The sequence below is a fragment of the Peribacillus sp. NPDC097225 genome (genome assembly GCF_044761955.1).
Classification (GTDB): domain Bacteria; phylum Bacillota; class Bacilli; order Bacillales; family DSM-1321; genus Peribacillus.
The window spans coordinates 430,918-449,878 of the sequence record NZ_JBIWDJ010000001.1 but is presented as its reverse complement, the minus strand read 5'-3'; the positions used below and the strand labels follow the sequence as shown (position 1 = coordinate 449,878).

The window sequence follows — 18,961 nt, the reverse complement described above, 5'->3', positions numbered from 1 at the left end:
TTTCGCCTTTTTTAGACGTATAGTAACTAGTGAAAGGGCAGCCGACTGGTTTTATATAAATTAATTGCTTTTTAAATGAAACCTTTTTCATATACATACGTATTAACTAAGTAAGTGACGATAATAAGTGGATTCGATTAGCAAGGGTGAAATATGCCTTTTAGGTAATGGAAAGACCGGCTTACAGGCGCTTAATACGGGAAAGGAGGCGTTCCATTGAAAATATGGCGTGGTCTATCTGTTCTCTTATTCGGATTGCTGCTTATGGTGTCTTTCTTGGTGCCCGGTGCTTCTGCAAAGGAGAAGATTGTTTACCAGGTTCCCATTCAAGAAACGGTGGAAAAGGGTTTGGCCGCCTTTTTGCAACGGGCACTATCGATTGCAGAAGAGAATAACGCAGATCTTGTAATTTTCGAGGTGAATACCCCAGGTGGTGCCGTAGATGCGGCAGGGGAGATAGCCAAGTTACTGTCTAATTCCTCAGTAAAAACAGTGGCTTACGTCAATAATCGTGCTTTATCTGCGGGTGCCTATATTTCGCTCAGTGCCGATGAAATTTATATGGTCCCCAGTGCTACAATGGGTTCAGCTGCGGTGATTGACTCTTCGGGAAATGCAGCGGGAAAAAAAGCGGAATCTTATTGGTTGGCTGCAATGAAAACGGCAGCCGAACAGAATGGACGCGATCCCATTTATGCACAAGCGATGGCTGATGAGGATATCGACCTTCCAAAATACGGAGCCGAAAAAGGAAAATTACTGACATTCACTGCTGATCAGGCAAAAAAGGCCGGCTACAGTGAAGGGACCGTTTCGGGGAAAGCTGAGTTATATAGTATACTCGGGGTGGAAGATGCGGATATTCGAACCATAGAGGAAAGCTTTCCAGAAAAGTTAGCTCGCTTTTTGACCAATCCTTTTGTGATTCCCATCTTATTGACGATAGCAGGCATCGGGATTGTGGTAGAGTTGTTTTCGCCTGGTTTTGGCATTCCTGGTTTTATTGGAATCACTGGCCTCGTATTGTTCTTTTATGGACATTTGGTCGCAGGCATCACGGGCTATGAGTCGTTAGCGCTATTCATCTTAGGAGTCATCCTTGTGCTCTTGGAGTTTTTCCTCCCTGGAGGAATTATCGGGGTGCTTGGCTTTAGTGCAATTATAGGCAGTTTATTTCTCGCTTCAGAAGATCCGGTCCATATGACCATTTCTTTGTTAATTGCGATTACCGCATCCATTTTGGTTTCTATCCTATTTGTAAAGGTGCTTGGTAAAAAAATGAACTTTTTTAGAAAAATGATATTAACCGATGCAACAAAAACAGAGCAAGGGTATGTCAGTTCTCCGAATCGCTTGGAATTATTAGGTGTTGAAGGTAAGGCAATGACAGACTTAAGGCCATCTGGAACGGCTTTAATTAATGATGAACGGGTCGATGTTGTGACAGAAGGAAGCTTTATTTCCAAAGGGACATCCATCAAAGTCGTGAAAGCTGAAGGGTCGAGAGTAGTCGTTCGGCAAATTCCGGAATCAAATCAATGAAAATAGGAAGGGTGAATGTTTAGGTGATAACTTCAGGAACAATATTTATCGTGTTGGCTGTAATTGCGGCCATCATCATCTTATCGGTATTTTTCACATTTGTACCAGTTATGTTATGGATCTCAGCTTTAGCGGCTGGAGTCAAAATCAGTATCTTTACATTAGTGGGAATGAGGCTTCGTCGTGTTATACCAAGCAGGGTAGTTAACCCGCTCATTAAAGCCCACAAAGCGGGAATCAATGTATCGACGAATCAATTGGAGAGCCATTACCTTGCAGGAGGGAATGTTGACCGTGTCGTCAATGCACTGATTGCAGCAGAACGTGCGAATATCGCATTGCCATTTGAAAGAGGGGCAGCCATCGATCTTGCAGGACGTGATGTACTGGAAGCGGTTCAAATGAGCGTTAACCCTAAAGTGATCGAAACGCCATTCATCTCCGGTGTAGCGATGAATGGGATTGAAGTGCAAGCAAAGGCAAGAATCACCGTTCGTGCCAATATCGAACGATTAGTCGGTGGTGCTGGGGAAGAAACGATCATCGCGCGTGTAGGTGAAGGGATTGTTTCGACAATCGGTGCTTCTAAAAGGCATACGGATGTCCTTGAAAACCCAGATTTAATTTCTAGAACCGTTTTATCGAAAGGTCTGGATTCAGGAACAGCATTTGAAATTCTATCGATTGATATCGCTGATGTGGATATCGGGAAGAATATCGGAGCTATCCTACAGACTGACCAGGCTGAAGCGGATAAGAAAATCGCTCAAGCAAAAGCTGAAGAACGTCGTGCAATGGCTGTTGCCTTGGAACAGGAAATGGTAGCCCGTGTTCAAGAAATGAGAGCGAAGGTTGTAGAGTCCGAGGCAGAAGTGCCATTGGCTATGGCTGAAGCGCTGAAGAGCGGAAATCTAGGGGTAATGGATTACATGAATATCCAAAATATCACGGCGGATACGGATATGCGGGATTCCATCAGTAAGATATCGGATAACCCAAAGGACAAGGATAACAATTAATTCCCAGAAGGGAGGCCTTTAAATGGGAGATCTCATTCAATTCTTTCTCAGTAATCCATTCCTTCTGATTATCTTGATAGCTGTTGCAACATCCATGTTCGGCAGGAAAAAACAGCCGCAACAAAACAATCCAAACAACCCGCCGAAAAAGAAATGGCAGGATATCATGCAGGAGCTTCAAGGCGAGATGCCACAAAAGGAACAGCGGCAAACCCCTGTTCCGGCATCTGCCCAAAAAGCAGAGAAGCGTGTCGTACACTCTGCTGGGCCTGTGGATGAAACGAAAGCTCAAGCTGAAAAAAGGATTGCTGAACTAAGAAGGCTGCAGCAGAAATATGAGCAAGAGCGTGTGGAACAAAAAGATAAGGCAGATCGAATTACTACAGCCATTTCTGACGATAGCAGTCCCGTCTATCATAAAGGTCCTTCCTTCACTAAGAAACAGTTGATTGATGGAATCATTATGTCTGAGGTGCTCGGACCTCCAAGGGCTAAGCGTAGCTTGCAAAGGTCAAGGAGATAATTCGGAAGAACTTGTATCCCGCGTTCATTCGTTCAACATGAAAAAATAGAAATTGAACCTTTATAATTTTGTGCTAGAACCCTCTTTCATTTCATACATTGAGATGAAAGGGGGTTCTTTTTTATGGCTCGCAATTGGGGAAAAAAAGTGAAACAGCTTATGACCAAAACAATGGACCTTCCGCAAGATGTCATGATGGACCTGCCGCGAATTACCATGATCGGACAATTACATATATATATTGAAAATCATCGTGGCTTGTTGGCCTTTACTGACAGTGAAGTGAGGTTAATGCTTAAAAATGGCCAGCTGCTAATAAAGGGAACTGGCTTTGTCATCAAGACCATCTTGCCGGAGGAAATCATGTTAGAGGGCAAAATTGACAAAGTATATTTTATCAATGAATGATCCCGGGAGGTTTCCATGAAAAACCAATGGACAAACTATTATACAGGCTATGTAAAAGTGAAGGCATATGGAAGAGGAACCGAAAGGCTAATCAATATGTTGACAAGGAGAGGGCTTCATATCTGGGATGTGAAGCGTGTAGGAAGTGAATCCCTGATTTTCCATATGGATTTCAGGGAAATTTCAAAATTGCGTCAGGTCCTGCGAAAAAGCGACTGTAAAGTGAAATTCCTCCAAGGCAGGGGGTTTCCGTTTCTCATGAAGCGGGTGATGAAAAATAGTGGATTCTTGGCGGGTTTGATTGCCTTCCTTATTTGCATTTTTGTACTTTCCAATATGGTGTGGGGGATAGAAGTTAAAGGGGCAAAACCAGAAACCGAACACGCCATCCGTAAAGAATTGGACAAAATGGGCGTGAAAATTGGAAAGGTGCAATTTCTAGTGGATGATGTGGATACGATTCAGCGAAAGCTCTCTGATCGCATTGGTGCCCTAACCTGGGTTGGTGTGGAGCTTAAGGGGACAACCTACCATTTCCAGGTGGTGGAAAAACGGCAGCCGAAGGAAATAGAGAAAACCTCCTCGCGAAATTTGGTTGCTTCAAAAAAGGCGGTCATCACCAATATGTTCATTGAAAAAGGACAACCTAAAGTGAATGTGCATGATTATGTAAGTAAAGGACAACTTCTTGTTTCAGGGTTAATTGGAAAAGAAGATAAACCAGAAATTGTTTCGGCGCAGGGGAAAGTAATGGGGCAAACTTGGTACAAGGCGAATGTGGAAGTGCCTCTGAAAACCAATTTTTCCGTTTACAATGGTAATGAAACCAGTAAGCATTATATAAAAGTGAGCAGCTTATCTATACCTATATGGGGATTTAAGGATCCGGGCTATAAAAAGCAGGAAAAAGAATCGACTGATCGGCCGTTTCATTTTCTGCAATGGGAACTTCCCATTTCCTATAAAGTCGAGACATTAAGGAGTAAAGACGATATCGTCCGGAGTTATACGAAGGAAGAAGCGATAAAGGAAGGTAAGAAGATGGCCCAGGCCGACTTACGGAAGCTTCTTGAAGAAGAAGACCAAATTATAGGGGAAAAAGTTTTGCACGAAAGCATGGAGAATGGTAAAGTGAAATTATCTATACATTACCAAGTTATTGAAGATATTGCTGTAGGACAACCAATCATTCAAGGAGACTAGCGAATGGCAGATGAAGTGAAGGTTATCAAGTTGGAAATTGAATCACCTAATGAAGCGGTCGCTTTATTGGGCAATGGAGATTCTAATGTAAAAGTGCTCGAAGACGAGCTGGGCATTTCGGTCATCACCCGCGGGGAAGGAATAAGCGTTGCCGGTGAATTAGAGCGGGTGACGATGGGGCAGGACATCCTGAAGGCGCTGTTATCTGTGATTAGAAAAGGGATTACGATAAGTTCTAGGGATGTAATGTATGCTATAGAATTGGCTCGCAAGGGAACATTGGAATATTTCGGAGAATTATATGAAGAAGAAATTGCTAAAACGGCTAAAGGTAAATCGATTAAGGTCAAAACAATTGGCCAGCGATATTATATTCAGGCCATAAAGAAGCTCGACTTAGTATTCGGGATTGGTCCTGCTGGGACCGGGAAGACCTATCTAGCTGTAGTGATGGCGATCAATGCTTTGAAAAACGGACAGGTTAAACGAATTATCTTGACGAGACCTGCCGTTGAAGCCGGCGAAAGTTTGGGATTCCTTCCGGGGGACTTAAAAGAAAAGGTAGACCCGTATCTACGTCCGTTATATGACGCTCTTCATGACCTACTGGGGATGGAACAGACCCAAAGGATGATTGAACGCGGGACGATTGAAATCGCTCCCTTGGCCTATATGAGGGGACGTACGCTCGAGGATGCCTTTGTAATCTTGGATGAGGCACAGAATACTACCGAAGCCCAAATGAAGATGTTTTTAACGAGGCTCGGTTTTGGATCGAAAATGGTCATTACGGGAGATCGTACCCAAATCGACCTTCCAAAAGGGATGAAGTCAGGTTTGATTCGGGTTGAGGAAATCCTCAAAAATGTCAAAGGCCTTTCATTTGTGTATTTTGAACAGAGTGATGTAGTAAGGCATCCGCTCGTTGCCAAAATTATCAGCGCATATGAACAGGCAAAAGAATAAGAGGGAATCCGCCAATGAAATGGCGGATTTTTTCATGGTGATTCGCTTGCCCATCATCCATGAATGCAATGTTAATGTGGTAAAAAGCAAGGGTTTTATCATAACATGATGAAAAGTAGAAGGAAAACTGTTATCATTTTACATATCTAGCATATTAACCATCTTTTTTTAGGAGGACCTTCTTTGAACCGTATCCAAAAATTTTTCACCAAAATAAAAGGCCTGCTGGTCCATCGTTTTTTTCAAGTACTCTTGTTCGTCGTACTTGGTTTGTTTGCATATGGGTTAATGGTATCCAACGTTAAGCCTGAAAAGATTCAAGTGGAGCTTTTTAAGCCGGCAGAACAAACGATACGATCCACCAAGACTATAGAAGATACATATAAGACTACGAAAGAAAAAGAAGAAATTTCAAAACAGGTGGCGGATGTTTATACATTAAAAAAGGAATATGCCAAAAATAAAGTCGATTTGATCTCTTCAATTTTTGATTCTGCGATTGAAGTGAACAAAGAAACAGATCCTAATAAAGGCGGTAAAAAAGGAATTAAAAAGACGGATGGCCAAAAGGTTTCCATCTTGAAAGAAAAATTGACGGATGAGGTCAATAAAGATATAGAAGAATCTGTTTTCATGGCATTGATTCAGGCGGATGAAGATGAACTGGAGATAGCGAGGGACTCCACGATAACCGCTGTGAATAATGTGATGAGTGAGCGGATCTCGGCCAGCGATGTTGAAAATGCAAAGAAAAAAGTGGTAGATGAACTGAGCTATATGAGTATAAATAGTGATATGAAGAAGGTCTCCATATCACTTGCCCGTTCGGCGATTATTCAAAATGTTTTTTTTGATAAAGATAAAACGGAGGAACAACGCCGAAAAGCAGTGGAAAGTGTGGAATCAGTCAGGATTTTACAGGGGCAGATTATCGTCGAAGAAAATCAATTAGTGGACCGGGACGTGTACAGGCAGCTTGAATTGGCTGGGTTTTTAAGTACCGAGTCCACTATCTTTCCATATGTAGGGCTCCTGCTTTATATCTTTTTAACTTTTACGGCTTTTTATTACTTTTTTTACTATTCCATAACGAAACGGGATAATAAGTACAATCAGTTGTTGGTTTTCAGCCTTGTTTTCATTTTTGCAATGGCAACGATGAAAACAGTCAGCATATTCGCTGAACTGAAAGATTCGAATTTAGAATATATTTTCCCTGCTGCCATGGCAGCGATGCTTATTAAGATATTATTAAATGATAAATTGGCTGTTGCCATGACAATTTTATTAGGATCTTATGGTACGATAATATTTAATGGCGATACGCCAGGAAATCTTGACTTCTCTATGGGGCTTTATATCATTTTTAGCGGATTGATGGCCATCATAATATTATCGCGTTCCAATTTCAAATCAAGAGTACTGGTAGCGGGTCTCATGATGTCAGTGATCAATATCGCTTTCGTCTATTCGCTCATTTTCATTATGGATGGCCATTACACAAAAGTGGAGTATCTATATTATGCGGGAGCGGCTATAGGATCTGGGCTTGGTTCTGCTGTATTGACGATGGGGCTGCTTCCATTTTTCGAGGCGGGGTTCGGGATTTTATCTTCAATGAAGTTGATCGAGCTTTCCAATCCGAATCACCCCCTATTACGAAAAATCTTGATTGAGGCACCTGGTACCTACCACCATAGTGTAATGGTTGCCAATTTGGCTGAATCTGCATGTGAAGCAATTGGCTCGAATGGGTTGCTTGCAAGAGTCGGATCTTATTACCACGATATAGGCAAGACAAAGCGGCCGCACTTTTTCATCGAGAACCAGTTAAATGAGGAAAATCCGCATGATAGGCTACAACCGGAAACGAGCAAGGACATTATCATTGCGCATGCCGTGGATGGCGGAGAAATGCTTCGCAGCCATAAGTTCCCGAAGGAAATTGTGGATATAGCGGAACAACATCATGGGACGACTTTATTGAAATTTTTCTATCATAAGGCATGTAAGGAAGATGAAGCGACACGCGAAGTCGACTACCGGTATCCGGGGCCCATGGCGAAAATGAAGGAAGTGGCCGTCATTGGAATTGCAGATAGTGTTGAGGCTGCAGTCAGGTCGATGAAGCATCCTACACCCGAGAAGATCGAGGAACTGGTAAGTTTCATAATCAGTGACCGGATTCAAGACGGTCAATTTGATGAATGTGACATTACTATGAGAGAATTAAGTATCGTAAAGCATTCGCTTTGTGAATCGCTGAATGGTATCTTCCACTCAAGGATCGAGTATCCTGACATGGATAAATTAGGACAGAAGGTGAAAAAATGATTTTAACAATGGATTTAATCGATGAAACGAACGAAGTGACGGAAAAAGGGCAGCAGCTTGTTGAAAGCATTTTGCAATTTGCCGCCAATAAAGAGAATATCGAAGAAGGTACGGAACTATCCGTCACTTTTGTCGACAACAAAAGGATTCAGGAGATTAATAAAGAATACCGTAATAAGGATTCGGCTACCGATGTCATTTCTTTTGCACTGGAAGAGATGGGGGAGGAAGAAGTCGAGATTATCGGGGCGGAAATGCCTCGTATGCTTGGTGATATCATCATTTCAATTGAACGCACAAAAGAGCAGGCCGAGGAGTATGGACACTCTTTTGACCGCGAACTTGGCTTTTTAGCCCTACATGGTTTTCTTCATTTGCTAGGCTATGACCATATGACTGAAGAAGATGAAAAAGTGATGTTTTCTAGACAAAAGGAGATATTGGGGGAATATGGGCTCTCGAGAGAAGGGTAAGCCAAGGTATCCACTCGTAAAAAGCTTTTCATTTGCTTGTCAAGGGATTTTGGAAGCGGTACGGACCGAGCGGAACATACAGATCCATTTCGTGGTGATGGCAGCCGTTGTGTTCTTTGGTTGGTATTATTCATTGAACGGAATGGAATGGTTGTTTATTTTGACGGCAATTGCTGGTACGATTGCATTAGAACTAGTGAATTCGGCCATTGAACGGGTTGTTGATTTAGTGACAGACCAAATCCATCCTCTTGCCAAGCAGGCAAAAGATATTGCAGCCGGGGCTGTATTCATATATGCTATATTTTCTATAATAGTTGGATTGATTATTTTTTTGCCAAAGTTGGGTATGTAGGTTCTTTTATTCATCCAATGTAGAGGGGGAATTGTATAATGAATACGAATGAATTGATTGAAGAAGCTAAAAAAGCTAGGGAAAAGGCTTATGTCCCTTATTCAAAGTTTAAAGTGGGAGCTGCTTTATTGACTGCCGATGGTAAGGTATATCATGGCTGTAATATTGAAAATGCAGCTTACAGCATGTGTAACTGCGCGGAAAGAACGGCATTATTCAGTGCCTATGCACATAATGACAAGAAATTTAGCAAACTTGCGGTAGTAGCGGACACGGACCGACCGGTATCCCCTTGCGGAGCTTGCAGACAAGTCATTTCAGAACTATGTGAACCGGATATGATGGTTGTTTTAACCAACTTGAATGGTGATACTAAAGAATTAACAGTACAGGAATTGCTTCCAGGAGCTTTTTCACCGGAGGATTTAAATGAATAAATTAGTTAGCGATACACAGGTAAAAGGATATAAATCAGGATTTATATCCATCATCGGCCGTCCTAATGTCGGCAAGAGCACGTTTTTGAACCGTGTAATTGGTCAAAAAATCGCAATCATGAGCGACAAGCCTCAAACGACAAGAAATAAAGTTCAAGGTGTACTTACACAAAATGATTCACAAATGATCTTCATTGATACACCGGGCATTCATAAACCTAAGCATAAGCTTGGGGACTTTATGATGAAGGTTGCGACGAATACCTTGAAAGAGGTCGACCTGATTCTATTCATGATTAATGCTGAAGAAGGCTACGGTCGTGGAGATGAGTTCATCATTGAAAAGCTACAATCGGTTAATACACCCGTTTTCCTTGTAGTCAATAAAATTGATACGATGCATCCTGATGACCTTCTGCCCATCATTGAAAAGTACCAAAAACTGTATCCTTTTGCAGCGGTGGTGCCTATTTCAGCTCTTGAAGGTAATAATGTCGATACATTGCTTGCCCAAATCAAGGAACATCTTCCTGAAGGGCCACAGTTTTACCCAGCCGATCAAGTAACGGATCATCCGGAGCGTTTCATCATTTCTGAATTGGTCCGCGAAAAGGTTCTGCACTTGACTCGTGAAGAGATTCCACATTCCGTGGCAGTTGTGATTGACTCAATCAAAAAAATGGATAACAGTGACACGATCAATGTTATGGCGACCATCATTGTCGAGAGAGATTCCCAAAAAGGAATTGTCATCGGTAAGCAAGGGAAAATGCTGAAAGAAGTCGGTAGTCGCGCGAGAGTAGACATTGAGAACCTATTGGGCTCTAAGGTTTTCCTTGAGCTATGGGTCAAGGTCCAGAAAGATTGGCGTAATAAAGCTAGTCAGCTACGTGATTTTGGATTTGATGAGAAAGAATATTAATTAACAAATTTTACGCTTCATGAAAGTGTGAAAAACGGTCAAGCTAATCATAAGGACGGATATTCATCTGATATTGCTAGTCATAATGAAGGGTGGGCTTTATATGTTGGATTTTACCTGGGAGTTATTTAGTGAGACAGGTAATGTGGACACCTATTTGCTTTATAAGGAGATAGAAGTCGAAAGGCAGGAAAGACCATTAGTATCGAATGAAGAGCTAGCTGATATTGATTTTCCTGTTTCTTAAGGATTAGCTTGGCAAGTATGGGTGGTGTCTTTTATGCTTCAGAAATGTGAAGGCATTGTCATTAGAAGGACGGCATATGGAGAAAACAATAAAATTATAACGATTTATACCCGGGAGCTAGGGAAAATAGGGGTCATGGCAAGAGGTGCGAGCAAGCCAAATAGCAGGCTTGCCGCCGTGACCCAGCTTTTTTGCTCCGGGTATTTCCTTGTTTCGACATCTAGTGGCCTTGGAAGCCTTCAGCAGGGGGAAATGGTTGACTCGCTTCGTTTTATCAGGGAGGATCTTTTCGCCACTGCCTACGCTTCCTATATCGTCGAATTGCTCGATAAGAGCGTGGACGATAAAAAACCAAATCCCTATCTGTTTGAATTGCTTTCACAAACTTTACATTACATAAATGAAGAATACGACGCTGAGGTTTTGAAATTCATTTTTGAAATGAAAATGCTTCCTGTAAATGGAATCAACCCGGTCTTGAACCAATGTGCCGTTTGTGGGGAGACTGAAGGGGAATTTGCTTTCTCCCTAAGGGAAGCCGGGTTTATTTGTCACCGTTGTTTGGACAAGGACCCTTATCATTATAAAATTTCTCCTTCTGCGGTGAAACTCCTGAGGATCTTTTATTATTTTGATTTGTCCAGACTTGGAAACATATCTGTTAAACCGGAAACTAAAAGGGAATTGTCAAAAATCATTGATGCCTATTATGAGGAATATTCAGGGTTACATCTGAAGTCCAAAAAGTTTCTCAAACAGATTGATTCGATGAAAGATATGTTTTAGGTTCGAACTATTGACATTCCGGTTATGTTTGTATAAAATTTTAATCATCAAAATAAGAAGAATGCGTCGAAGGAAGAGAGTACCTGTTTTAATTCATAAAAGCGAACCCGGGATGGTGCAAGCCGGGATATGAAGACACAGGGAAGGGCGTTCCGGAGCATGATTAGGTTTGAAAAGAGGCCGTTTCATAACGGCAATTAGGGTGGAACCGCGGGTAAACTCTCGTCCCTATGCATTTCGCATAGGGACGGGAGTTTTTTGTTTGCCTTGAGGAATCCTAGGCAAAAGATACTTCCCGCCCCTGAATCTGAATTTAGTAAGCCGCTTTAAATAACCTGGAGGTGTACGATGAATATTCAAAATATGATTTTAACTTTGCAAAAGCATTGGTCTGAGCAAGGCTGTATCTTAATGAATGCTTATGATGTCGAAAAAGGTGCCGGGACGATGAGTCCTTATACCTTCCTTAGAGCAATTGGGCCAGAACCTTGGAGTGTTGCTTACGTGGAGCCTTCAAGACGTCCTGCAGATGGCCGGTATGGAGAGAATCCTAACCGTCTTTATCAACATCATCAATTTCAAGTGATCATGAAGCCTTCTCCGGATAATATTCAAGAACTTTATTTGGAGTCATTACGGAAGCTAGGCATCAATCCACTGGAGCACGACATTCGCTTTGTTGAGGATAACTGGGAAAATCCATCCCTTGGCTGTGCGGGTCTTGGATGGGAAGTATGGTTGGATGGTATGGAAATTACCCAATTCACCTATTTCCAACAAGTTGGTGGACTAGAGTGTAAACCAGTCTCCGTCGAAATTACATACGGAATTGAACGTTTGGCTTCATACATCCAAGACAAAGAAAATGTCTTTGAACTTGAATGGACGGATGGATTTACTGTTCGTGACATCTTTGGCCAACCGGAATACGAGCATTCAAAATATACATTCGAGACATCCAACCTTGATATGCTGTTCGAACTTTTCACGATGTATGAAAAGGAAGCGCATCGTCAAATGGAGGAAGGTCTTGTACATCCGGCTTATGACTATGTATTGAAGTGTTCTCATACGTTCAATCTGCTGGATGCCAGAGGTGCCATTTCAGTAACGGAAAGAACGGGTTATATTGCCCGTTGTCGTAATTTAGCGCGTAAGGTTGCCAAAACTTTTTATGAAGAGCGGGAAAAATTAGGCTTCCCGATCCTGAAAGTGAAAGGGGAGAAAACAAATGAGCAAGCGTGATTTGTTATTGGAAATTGGGTTGGAGGAGCTACCGGCTCGATTTGTTACAGCTTCTATGAAACAGTTATCCGACAAAGTACAAAAGTGGTTGACACAAAAAGCGATTGAATTTGGTAAAGTCGAAGCATTTTCAACACCAAGACGTTTGGCGATATTGGTAAAAGATGTTGCGGAATCACAAAAGGACATTGAAGAAGAAGCAAAAGGACCGGCTAAGAAGATCGCTTTGGACGCCGAAGGCAACTGGTCTAAAGCAGCGTTAGGTTTTGTAAGAGGACAAGGCATGACGGCTGAGGATATTTATTTCAAAGAACTTAAAGGTGTGGAATATGTCCATGTGAATAAATTCATCAAGGGGCAACCGACAGCTCAGTTATTGGCGGAGCTACAAGAAATCATAACTGGCATGACCTTCCCGAAAAATATGCGTTGGGCCAACCAGGACCTTCGCTTCGTCCGTCCGATTAAATGGTTAATTGCTTTGTTCGGTAAAGAAGTAATACCTTTTACCATAGCTGAAGTAGAAACAGGCCGAGAAACGAAAGGTCATCGCTTTTTAGGTGAAAGTACAGTTATTGAAACTCCTGACCAGTATGAAAAGTCACTTAACGAACAATTTGTCATGGTCAATCCAGACAAACGCCGTACCGTGATCTTAGATCAAATCAAAAACCTGGAACAGGAGAATGGCTGGATCATCCCGGTCGATGAAAATCTTCTGGAAGAGGTAAATAACTTGGTTGAATATCCAACGGTGTTATTTGGCCGTTTTGAAGAAGAATTCCTTGAATTGCCTTCTCAGGTGCTGATTACATCGATGAAGGAACATCAACGGTATTTCCCTGTAAAAGATCAAGATGGAAAGTTGCTTCCTTTCTTCGTGACTGTTCGAAATGGGGATGACCGTCACCTGGATATGGTATCGAAAGGGAACGAAAAAGTATTGCGTGCCCGTTTATCGGATGCAGCTTTCTTCTACAAAGAAGATCAGAAAAAAGAGATTGCTGATGCTTTGAAAAAGCTGGATAGCATCGTTTACCATGAAGAAATCGGTACTCTAGCCGAGAAAACTGAACGTGTAACAGAGGTAACCGGAGCATTGGTGGATGCCTTGAAACTGAAAGTGGATAAAGAATTGGCGCTACGTGCTGCAAAAATAGCCAAGTTTGATTTAGTGAGTCATATGGTTTATGAGTTCCCTGAATTACAAGGGTACATGGGTGAAAAGTATGCCCTTCTAAAAGGTGAAGCGAAAGAAGTGGCGACAGCGATCAATGAACATTATATGCCACGACATGCAGATGACGATGTACCTCCATCCTTAATCGGGGCACTTGTGAGCGTAGCGGAAAAAATTGATACACTGGCATCATTCTTCGCCATCGGAGTGATCCCTACCGGTTCTCAAGATCCATATGCTTTAAGAAGACAAGCAAGTGGGGTCGTTCAAATTCTAGCGGAGAAAAAGTGGGATATCACACTGGAGGAACTTATCACTTTGGGTCTTAAAGGACTTGAAGCAAAAGGCCTCTTGAAACGTGATATGGATGATGTAAAAGCGGATATGCATACATTCTTTAAAGCCCGTGTGAAGCATTTGCTTCAGGAACTACACATTCGTTATGATTTAATCGATGCTGTTTTGGCTAATGAAATTGGTTATATCCATTCTGTTGTTGAACGCTCCCAGGTATTAGAAGCGAAGAAAGAGGAAGCTGGCTTTAAAGAAAGTCTTGAGGCGTTAAGCCGTGTCATGAATATCGCTGGGAAATGCGATAATAAGGTGACAGTGAACCCGGGTGCTTTTGAAAATGAAGAAGAAAAAGCGTTGTATGAGAAATTTGGAACGGTTGCTTCAGCCTATGCCGAAACGAATGATGAGATGGAGCATTTCGAACAGCTAATATCGCTTCAAAGCGAAATCGAGGCTTATTTCGAGCATACAATGGTCATGGCGGAAGATGAAGCCGTACGTAATAATCGTTTATCCCTTATGAAAGAAATTAGTGATTTAGTTTCCAGCTTTGGGGCTGTGAACAAAATAATCCTTTCTTAATCCAATGAAATGATCGGGACCCTTTTTATGAAGGGTTTCCGATTATTACAACTAATAGAGATGAAAACTGCTTTTATCAAATGATATAGTATATAATCGTTATATGAAGATCCTTTGTTACTTTACTCTGCGAAAAGCAGTAGGGTGGTGATTACAATTCAATTGAATAAACGTCAGGAACAGATTTTACAAATTGTTAAAGAGAATGGACCGATTACTGGAGAGCATATTGCAGATAGGTTAAGCTTAACGAGGGCGACGCTTCGTCCGGATTTGGCTATCTTAACGATGGCCGGTTTTCTAGATGCACGTCCACGTGTCGGGTATTTCTATACAGGTCGCTCGGGTACACAGCTATTGACGGATAGTCTGAACCATCTGTATGTTCGTGACCATCAATCGATCCCTGTCGTTGTGGATGAGGGTATATCTGTTTACGATGCGATTGTCATGATGTTTTTAGAAGATGTCGGCACTATGTTCGTAGTGGATAAGCATGCATTACTCGTAGGGGTACTGTCCAGGAAAGACTTGCTACGTGCAAGTATTGGAAAACAAGAACTGAATTCCATCCCGGTCAATATCATCATGACAAGGATGCCTAACATTACAATGTGTACTAAAGAAGATTTATTGATCGATGTTGCCAAAAAATTGATTGAGAAACAAATTGATTCATTACCTGTCGTCAAAGAAACAGAAAAAGGCTATGAGGTAATTGGAAGAGTGACGAAAACCAATATAACAAAAGCATTCGTAGCTTTAGCTGATGAAGGCTATTAGGGGGGCTTGCAAAGGAATGACGGAGAATATGAACGGTTCTATTATATATGTTGTATCGGATTCAGTTGGGGAAACAGCGGAGTTAGTTACTAAAGCTGCGGCTAGTCAGTTTTCTAGTTCCGCTTTTACTATTAAACGAATTCCGTATATTGAAGATGAACATAACGTGGATGAAGTAATTTCACTGGCCAAATTAGATGGGGCAATCATCGCCTACACTCTTGTGAAGCCTGCTATTAGAGACTACATGAAAGCACAGGTGGAAAAAGAAAACCTGTCTGCTTATGACATTTTAGGACCGCTCATGGATATCCTTCAGGAAAGAACATCTAAAGGACCTCTTAATGAGCCGGGGCTCGTAAGAAAACTTGACGATGATTATTTCAAACGTGTGGAAGCCATTGAATTTGCTGTAAAATACGACGATGGACGGGATCCACGTGGGATTTTACGTGCGGATATCGTGTTGGTTGGTGTTTCTCGCACGTCCAAAACACCTTTGTCCCAATATTTAGCTCATAAACGCTATAAAGTGGCCAATGTTCCTTTAGTACCAGAGGTAGAGCCGCCAGAAGAACTATTCCTGGTCCCGCCTGAAAAATGCATTGGGTTGAAAATAAGTCCTGAAAAGTTAAATCATATTCGGAAAGAGCGATTGAAGTCACTTGGACTCAATGATCATGCTATATATGCGAATGTGGAACGAATCAAAGAAGAGTTGACATACTTTGATAAAATTATTTCAAGGCTCGACTGCCCAATCATTGATGTTACGAATAAAGCTGTCGAAGAAACGGCCAACTTAATTATGAATATTCTTCAAAATAAAAATCGGTAGATTTCTCTTATTCTTAAAATTGAGATTAATCAAAATGTGAGCTGGACACTTTTAGTGTCGGCTCACATTTTCATGCTCAAGGTTTGTTGGGTTTTAAATGTAAAACATGGATGACACTTACATAATTCCTCTTTTGTTAAACAATTCACAACCCACTTTTTAGATGTTTGAAATTCAGAATCTAATTGGTAGCATCTTTTTAAAAAATAGATTATAATAAAAAATTGTGAGAAAAAAGTAATCTTGAGGTTTAGACTTGGTTATTAAGGAATAAACTAAGGATTATAAGAAGTCAAGTTTTTTATCATAAAAAAATTCGACACATTCAGTATAATTGATGAGGCAAAATAGGGTGTAACACTTGTTTAGAGGATACCGTTTGTATATTCTTGCGAATGACTTCAGGATAAGTGTTTGGAAGTTTCATTATATCTCGATAAAGTTTAGGGGAGAAAAAAGGATTATGCAGAATGATGTAGAATTAAAAGGTATGATAAATAAACCAATAATACATGTTGACGCCGATGCATGTCCGGTGAAAGATGAGATTCTTCATTGTGCAAGACAATGCGATGTCGATGTCTGTTTTGTTGCATCATATAAAAATATGATGAACAACCCTGAAGGCAAATGGGTATACGTCGATGCAGATAAAGAAGCAGCAGATCTTTATATAGTGAATTCTGTAAAAAAGGGTGATATTGTTATTACTGCTGATATTGGATTAGCTGGTACCCTGCTTCCTAAAAGCGTTTATGTTCTATCTCCGAGGGGAAAAGAATATACAAATGAGAATATTTTCATGCTTCTCGATATGCGCTACCAGTCAGCGAAACTTCGCAGGCAGGGGAAGCATACGAAAGGACCGAAAGCCTTTACAAAGGATGACAAAATATGTTTTACAAATAAACTTTTGAAAATTTTGTCGAATTTTGCAGGGAATCAGGATTCAATATCGAATTAAAAAACTATCACCAAAATCGCAAGGTGAAAAAATGACAAATGGTCGTATAGAAGATGAAAAGATAAATCAGATCCGAGAAGCAGTGGACATCGTCGACTTGATTGGAGAATATGTCCAGCTGAAGAAGCAAGGACGGAATTATTTCGGGCTTTGTCCTTTCCATGGTGAAAACTCACCATCATTTTCTGTTTCCGCAGAGAAGCAGATTTTCCATTGTTTCGGCTGTGGTGCAGGCGGAAATATTTTCACTTTCTTAATGGATATCGAAGGGTATAATTTTGTGGAATCTGCAAAGGTCCTGGCTGAAAAAGGGAATATACCTTTGGACGTTGAAATAAATAAGGACTCCCAACGGTCTAATATGCCGGCTGGTTCTCAACAGATGCTTGAAGCCCATGACTTGCTTCGAAAGTTTTACCATCATCTTCTTGTAAATACCAAGGAAGGCCAAGAAGCTTTGGAGTATCTCCTTAATAGAGGATTTACCGAAGAAACGATTGAAAAGTTCCAAATTGGTTACTCACTGGATTCTTGGGATTTTGTTTCCAAGTTTCTTTTAAAAAGGGGTTTCCCGCCAGAATTTATGGAACAGGCTGGGTTGATTATTTACAGGGAAAAAGATGAGTCATACTTTGACCGTTTTAGAAATAGAGTCATGTTTCCAATTATGGATCATCAAGGGAATACGATTGCGTTTTCGGGTAGAGCAATGGGGGACGATGAGCCCAAATACTTGAATAGCCCCGAGACCCCAATCTTTAATAAAAGTAAAACTTTATATAATTTCCATCAAGCAAGACCGCACATTCGCAAGAAGGAACAAGTTGTAATTTTCGAAGGTTTTGCCGACTGTATTTCCGCAGTCCGTGCCGGAGTGGAGAATTCGGTTGCTACGATGGGGACCGCTCTAACCGATCAGCACATTCAGCTTTTAAAAAGAAATACGGACCAGGTTTTAATCTGTTATGATTCGGATTCGGCTGGTTTGAATGCAGCTAACCGCGCAGTTAACATGCTACAGGAAACGGATTTTACCGTTAAGGTAGCACTTATGCCTGATAATATGGACCCCGATGACTACATAAAGGAATTTGGTGAGAAAAGCTTTGTTTCTGAGGTAATAGGGGCCAGTTTAACCTACATGGCATTCAAGATGCATTATTTACGTCGAGGAAAAAATGTAAATAATGAAGGAGATCGAATTCAATATATCGAAGAAGTCCTTAAAGAAATTTCTCGTTTGCCAAGTGCAGTGGAGCGGGATCATTATCTTAGGCAGCTATCCTCCGAGTTTACACTTTCGTTGGATGCGCTTGAACAGCAGCAACGACAGGTATTTTTTGCCGAACGTAAAAAGGGTACACTGCCACAACCTGCTGCTCAAAAGAAAATGACCCTTCAGTATGAGCATAAATTAAAACCTGCTCATCACAATGCTGAAATTAAGTTGATGGCCCATATGCTGAAAAGCAGGGAAATGACTTATAAGATTCAACAGTTGCTTGGACAAACACTCTTTCATGTAGATGAACATCAGGCCATCATCACCTATTTATATGCTTTCTATGAAGATGGACACGAGCCTGATCCAAGCTTTTTCCTTACTTATTTGCCGGATCCAAACTTGAGAAGGATCGTTTCGGAAATAGAAATGATGTCAGTTAATGAGGAAGTTTCCGATAAAGAACTGACTGATTGTATAAATCAAGTGTTGAAATATGAAAAGATGTTAAAGATAAAAGAAAAACAGGCAGAAGAAAAAGATGCAGTGAGACGCAGCGATCCTAAAGCTGCCGCCAGAATTGCAATGGAAATCATTAAGTTGCGCAAAATGTTGTAGTTGTTTAGGTGTAAGACCTG

Annotated in this window: 19 protein-coding genes and 1 other annotated feature; all 19 genes read left to right on the top strand. The window is 41.2% G+C overall.

Annotated elements, in window-relative coordinates; translation table 11 throughout:
- Positions 1–216 precede the first annotated feature (216 nt).
- The 19 genes from ACIQXH_RS02255 to dnaG all read left to right on the top strand — a co-directional run bounded on the left by ACIQXH_RS02255 (position 217) and on the right by dnaG (position 18,941).
- Entirely contained in the window at positions 217–1,542 is a 1,326-nt protein-coding gene (locus ACIQXH_RS02255; protein ID WP_403121974.1) for an NfeD family protein, read from the top strand.
- 41 nt (positions 1,543–1,583) lie between these two features.
- Positions 1,584–2,561, top strand: a complete 978-nt coding sequence (floA, locus tag ACIQXH_RS02250) for a flotillin-like protein FloA (protein ID WP_402869894.1) — start codon at positions 1,584–1,586, stop codon at positions 2,559–2,561.
- Positions 2,562–2,583: 22 nt separating this feature from the next.
- The gene (locus ACIQXH_RS02245) at positions 2,584–3,084 is read left to right on the top strand and encodes a hypothetical protein (RefSeq protein WP_402869593.1); all 501 of its coding nucleotides are present in this window, start codon (positions 2,584–2,586) and stop codon (positions 3,082–3,084) included.
- 123 nt (positions 3,085–3,207) lie between these two features.
- Positions 3,208–3,492: a sporulation protein YqfC gene (yqfC, locus tag ACIQXH_RS02240; RefSeq protein ID WP_402869591.1), complete on the top strand. Its 285-nt coding sequence runs from the start codon at positions 3,208–3,210 to the stop codon at positions 3,490–3,492.
- A 15-nt stretch (positions 3,493–3,507) separates the two neighbouring features.
- Entirely contained in the window at positions 3,508–4,695 is a 1,188-nt protein-coding gene (gene yqfD, locus ACIQXH_RS02235) for a sporulation protein YqfD (protein WP_402869589.1), read from the top strand.
- 3 nt (positions 4,696–4,698) lie between these two features.
- The gene (locus ACIQXH_RS02230) at positions 4,699–5,661 is read left to right on the top strand and encodes a PhoH family protein (protein WP_402869587.1); all 963 of its coding nucleotides are present in this window, start codon (positions 4,699–4,701) and stop codon (positions 5,659–5,661) included.
- Between the two features lie 183 nt (positions 5,662–5,844).
- Positions 5,845–7,995 (top strand): HD family phosphohydrolase, encoded by a 2,151-nt coding sequence (locus ACIQXH_RS02225; RefSeq protein WP_403121971.1) that lies wholly within the window; start codon positions 5,845–5,847, stop codon positions 7,993–7,995.
- A complete protein-coding gene (gene ybeY / locus ACIQXH_RS02220) occupies positions 7,992–8,468 on the top strand; it encodes an rRNA maturation RNase YbeY (protein WP_402958409.1) in 477 nt (158 codons plus the stop codon). The genes ACIQXH_RS02225 and ybeY overlap by 4 nt, the downstream gene beginning before the upstream one ends.
- The gene (locus ACIQXH_RS02215) at positions 8,446–8,823 is read left to right on the top strand and encodes a diacylglycerol kinase family protein (RefSeq protein ID WP_402869582.1); all 378 of its coding nucleotides are present in this window, start codon (positions 8,446–8,448) and stop codon (positions 8,821–8,823) included. Before ybeY ends, ACIQXH_RS02215 begins: the two co-directional genes overlap by 23 nt.
- A gap of 38 nt (positions 8,824–8,861) precedes the next feature.
- Positions 8,862–9,260 (top strand): cytidine deaminase, encoded by a 399-nt coding sequence (locus ACIQXH_RS02210; protein ID WP_402869580.1) that lies wholly within the window; start codon positions 8,862–8,864, stop codon positions 9,258–9,260.
- Positions 9,253–10,182: a GTPase Era gene (gene era, locus ACIQXH_RS02205; protein WP_402869578.1), complete on the top strand. Its 930-nt coding sequence runs from the start codon at positions 9,253–9,255 to the stop codon at positions 10,180–10,182. The genes ACIQXH_RS02210 and era overlap by 8 nt, the downstream gene beginning before the upstream one ends.
- Positions 10,183–10,285: 103 nt before the next feature.
- Complete coding sequence (locus ACIQXH_RS02200) at positions 10,286–10,429, top strand: YqzL family protein (protein WP_402869576.1); 144 nt, start codon at positions 10,286–10,288, stop codon at positions 10,427–10,429.
- Between the two features lie 33 nt (positions 10,430–10,462).
- The gene (recO, locus tag ACIQXH_RS02195; RefSeq protein WP_402869574.1) at positions 10,463–11,215 is read left to right on the top strand and encodes a DNA repair protein RecO; all 753 of its coding nucleotides are present in this window, start codon (positions 10,463–10,465) and stop codon (positions 11,213–11,215) included.
- A 57-nt stretch (positions 11,216–11,272) separates the two neighbouring features.
- Positions 11,273–11,448: a binding site (T-box leader), on the top strand.
- 115 nt (positions 11,449–11,563) lie between these two features.
- Positions 11,564–12,460: a glycine--tRNA ligase subunit alpha gene (gene glyQ / locus ACIQXH_RS02190; RefSeq protein WP_402869572.1), complete on the top strand. Its 897-nt coding sequence runs from the start codon at positions 11,564–11,566 to the stop codon at positions 12,458–12,460.
- Positions 12,447–14,516, top strand: a complete 2,070-nt coding sequence (glyS, locus tag ACIQXH_RS02185) for a glycine--tRNA ligase subunit beta (RefSeq protein WP_402958419.1) — start codon at positions 12,447–12,449, stop codon at positions 14,514–14,516. Before glyQ ends, glyS begins: the two co-directional genes overlap by 14 nt.
- Positions 14,517–14,660: 144 nt before the next feature.
- Positions 14,661–15,299 carry a transcriptional regulator CcpN gene (gene ccpN, locus ACIQXH_RS02180; protein ID WP_402869892.1) on the top strand — a complete coding sequence of 213 codons (639 nt, stop codon included), beginning with the start codon at positions 14,661–14,663 and terminating at the stop codon, positions 15,297–15,299.
- A 16-nt stretch (positions 15,300–15,315) separates the two neighbouring features.
- Positions 15,316–16,137, top strand: coding sequence for a pyruvate, water dikinase regulatory protein (locus tag ACIQXH_RS02175; protein ID WP_402869568.1), 822 nt, complete (start codon positions 15,316–15,318; stop codon positions 16,135–16,137).
- A 379-nt stretch (positions 16,138–16,516) separates the two neighbouring features.
- Positions 16,517–17,101: a YaiI/YqxD family protein gene (locus ACIQXH_RS02170; protein WP_403121965.1), complete on the top strand. Its 585-nt coding sequence runs from the start codon at positions 16,517–16,519 to the stop codon at positions 17,099–17,101.
- 31 nt (positions 17,102–17,132) lie between these two features.
- Complete coding sequence (gene dnaG / locus ACIQXH_RS02165) at positions 17,133–18,941, top strand: DNA primase (protein ID WP_403121963.1); 1,809 nt, start codon at positions 17,133–17,135, stop codon at positions 18,939–18,941.
- The last annotated feature ends 20 nt before the right edge of the window (positions 18,942–18,961 follow it).

Excerpts from the sequence above, each read along its gene's own strand:
- ACIQXH_RS02245 (WP_402869593.1), top strand. The coding sequence starts at position 2,584 with ATGGGAGATCTCATTCAATTCTTTCTCAGTAATCCATTCCTTCTGATT.
- yqfC (WP_402869591.1), top strand. The coding sequence starts at position 3,208 with ATGGCTCGCAATTGGGGAAAAAAAGTGAAACAGCTTATGACCAAAACA.
- yqfD (WP_402869589.1), top strand. The coding sequence starts at position 3,508 with ATGAAAAACCAATGGACAAACTATTATACAGGCTATGTAAAAGTGAAG.
- ACIQXH_RS02230 (WP_402869587.1), top strand. The coding sequence starts at position 4,699 with ATGGCAGATGAAGTGAAGGTTATCAAGTTGGAAATTGAATCACCTAAT.
- ybeY (WP_402958409.1), top strand. The coding sequence starts at position 7,992 with ATGATTTTAACAATGGATTTAATCGATGAAACGAACGAAGTGACGGAA.
- ACIQXH_RS02215 (WP_402869582.1), top strand. The coding sequence starts at position 8,446 with ATGGGCTCTCGAGAGAAGGGTAAGCCAAGGTATCCACTCGTAAAAAGC.
- ACIQXH_RS02210 (WP_402869580.1), top strand. The coding sequence starts at position 8,862 with ATGAATACGAATGAATTGATTGAAGAAGCTAAAAAAGCTAGGGAAAAG.
- era (WP_402869578.1), top strand. The coding sequence starts at position 9,253 with ATGAATAAATTAGTTAGCGATACACAGGTAAAAGGATATAAATCAGGA.
- ACIQXH_RS02200 (WP_402869576.1), top strand. The coding sequence starts at position 10,286 with ATGTTGGATTTTACCTGGGAGTTATTTAGTGAGACAGGTAATGTGGAC.
- recO (WP_402869574.1), top strand. The coding sequence starts at position 10,463 with ATGCTTCAGAAATGTGAAGGCATTGTCATTAGAAGGACGGCATATGGA.
- glyQ (WP_402869572.1), top strand. The coding sequence starts at position 11,564 with ATGAATATTCAAAATATGATTTTAACTTTGCAAAAGCATTGGTCTGAG.
- glyS (WP_402958419.1), top strand. The coding sequence starts at position 12,447 with ATGAGCAAGCGTGATTTGTTATTGGAAATTGGGTTGGAGGAGCTACCG.
- ACIQXH_RS02175 (WP_402869568.1), top strand. The coding sequence starts at position 15,316 with ATGACGGAGAATATGAACGGTTCTATTATATATGTTGTATCGGATTCA.
- dnaG (WP_403121963.1), top strand. The coding sequence starts at position 17,133 with ATGACAAATGGTCGTATAGAAGATGAAAAGATAAATCAGATCCGAGAA.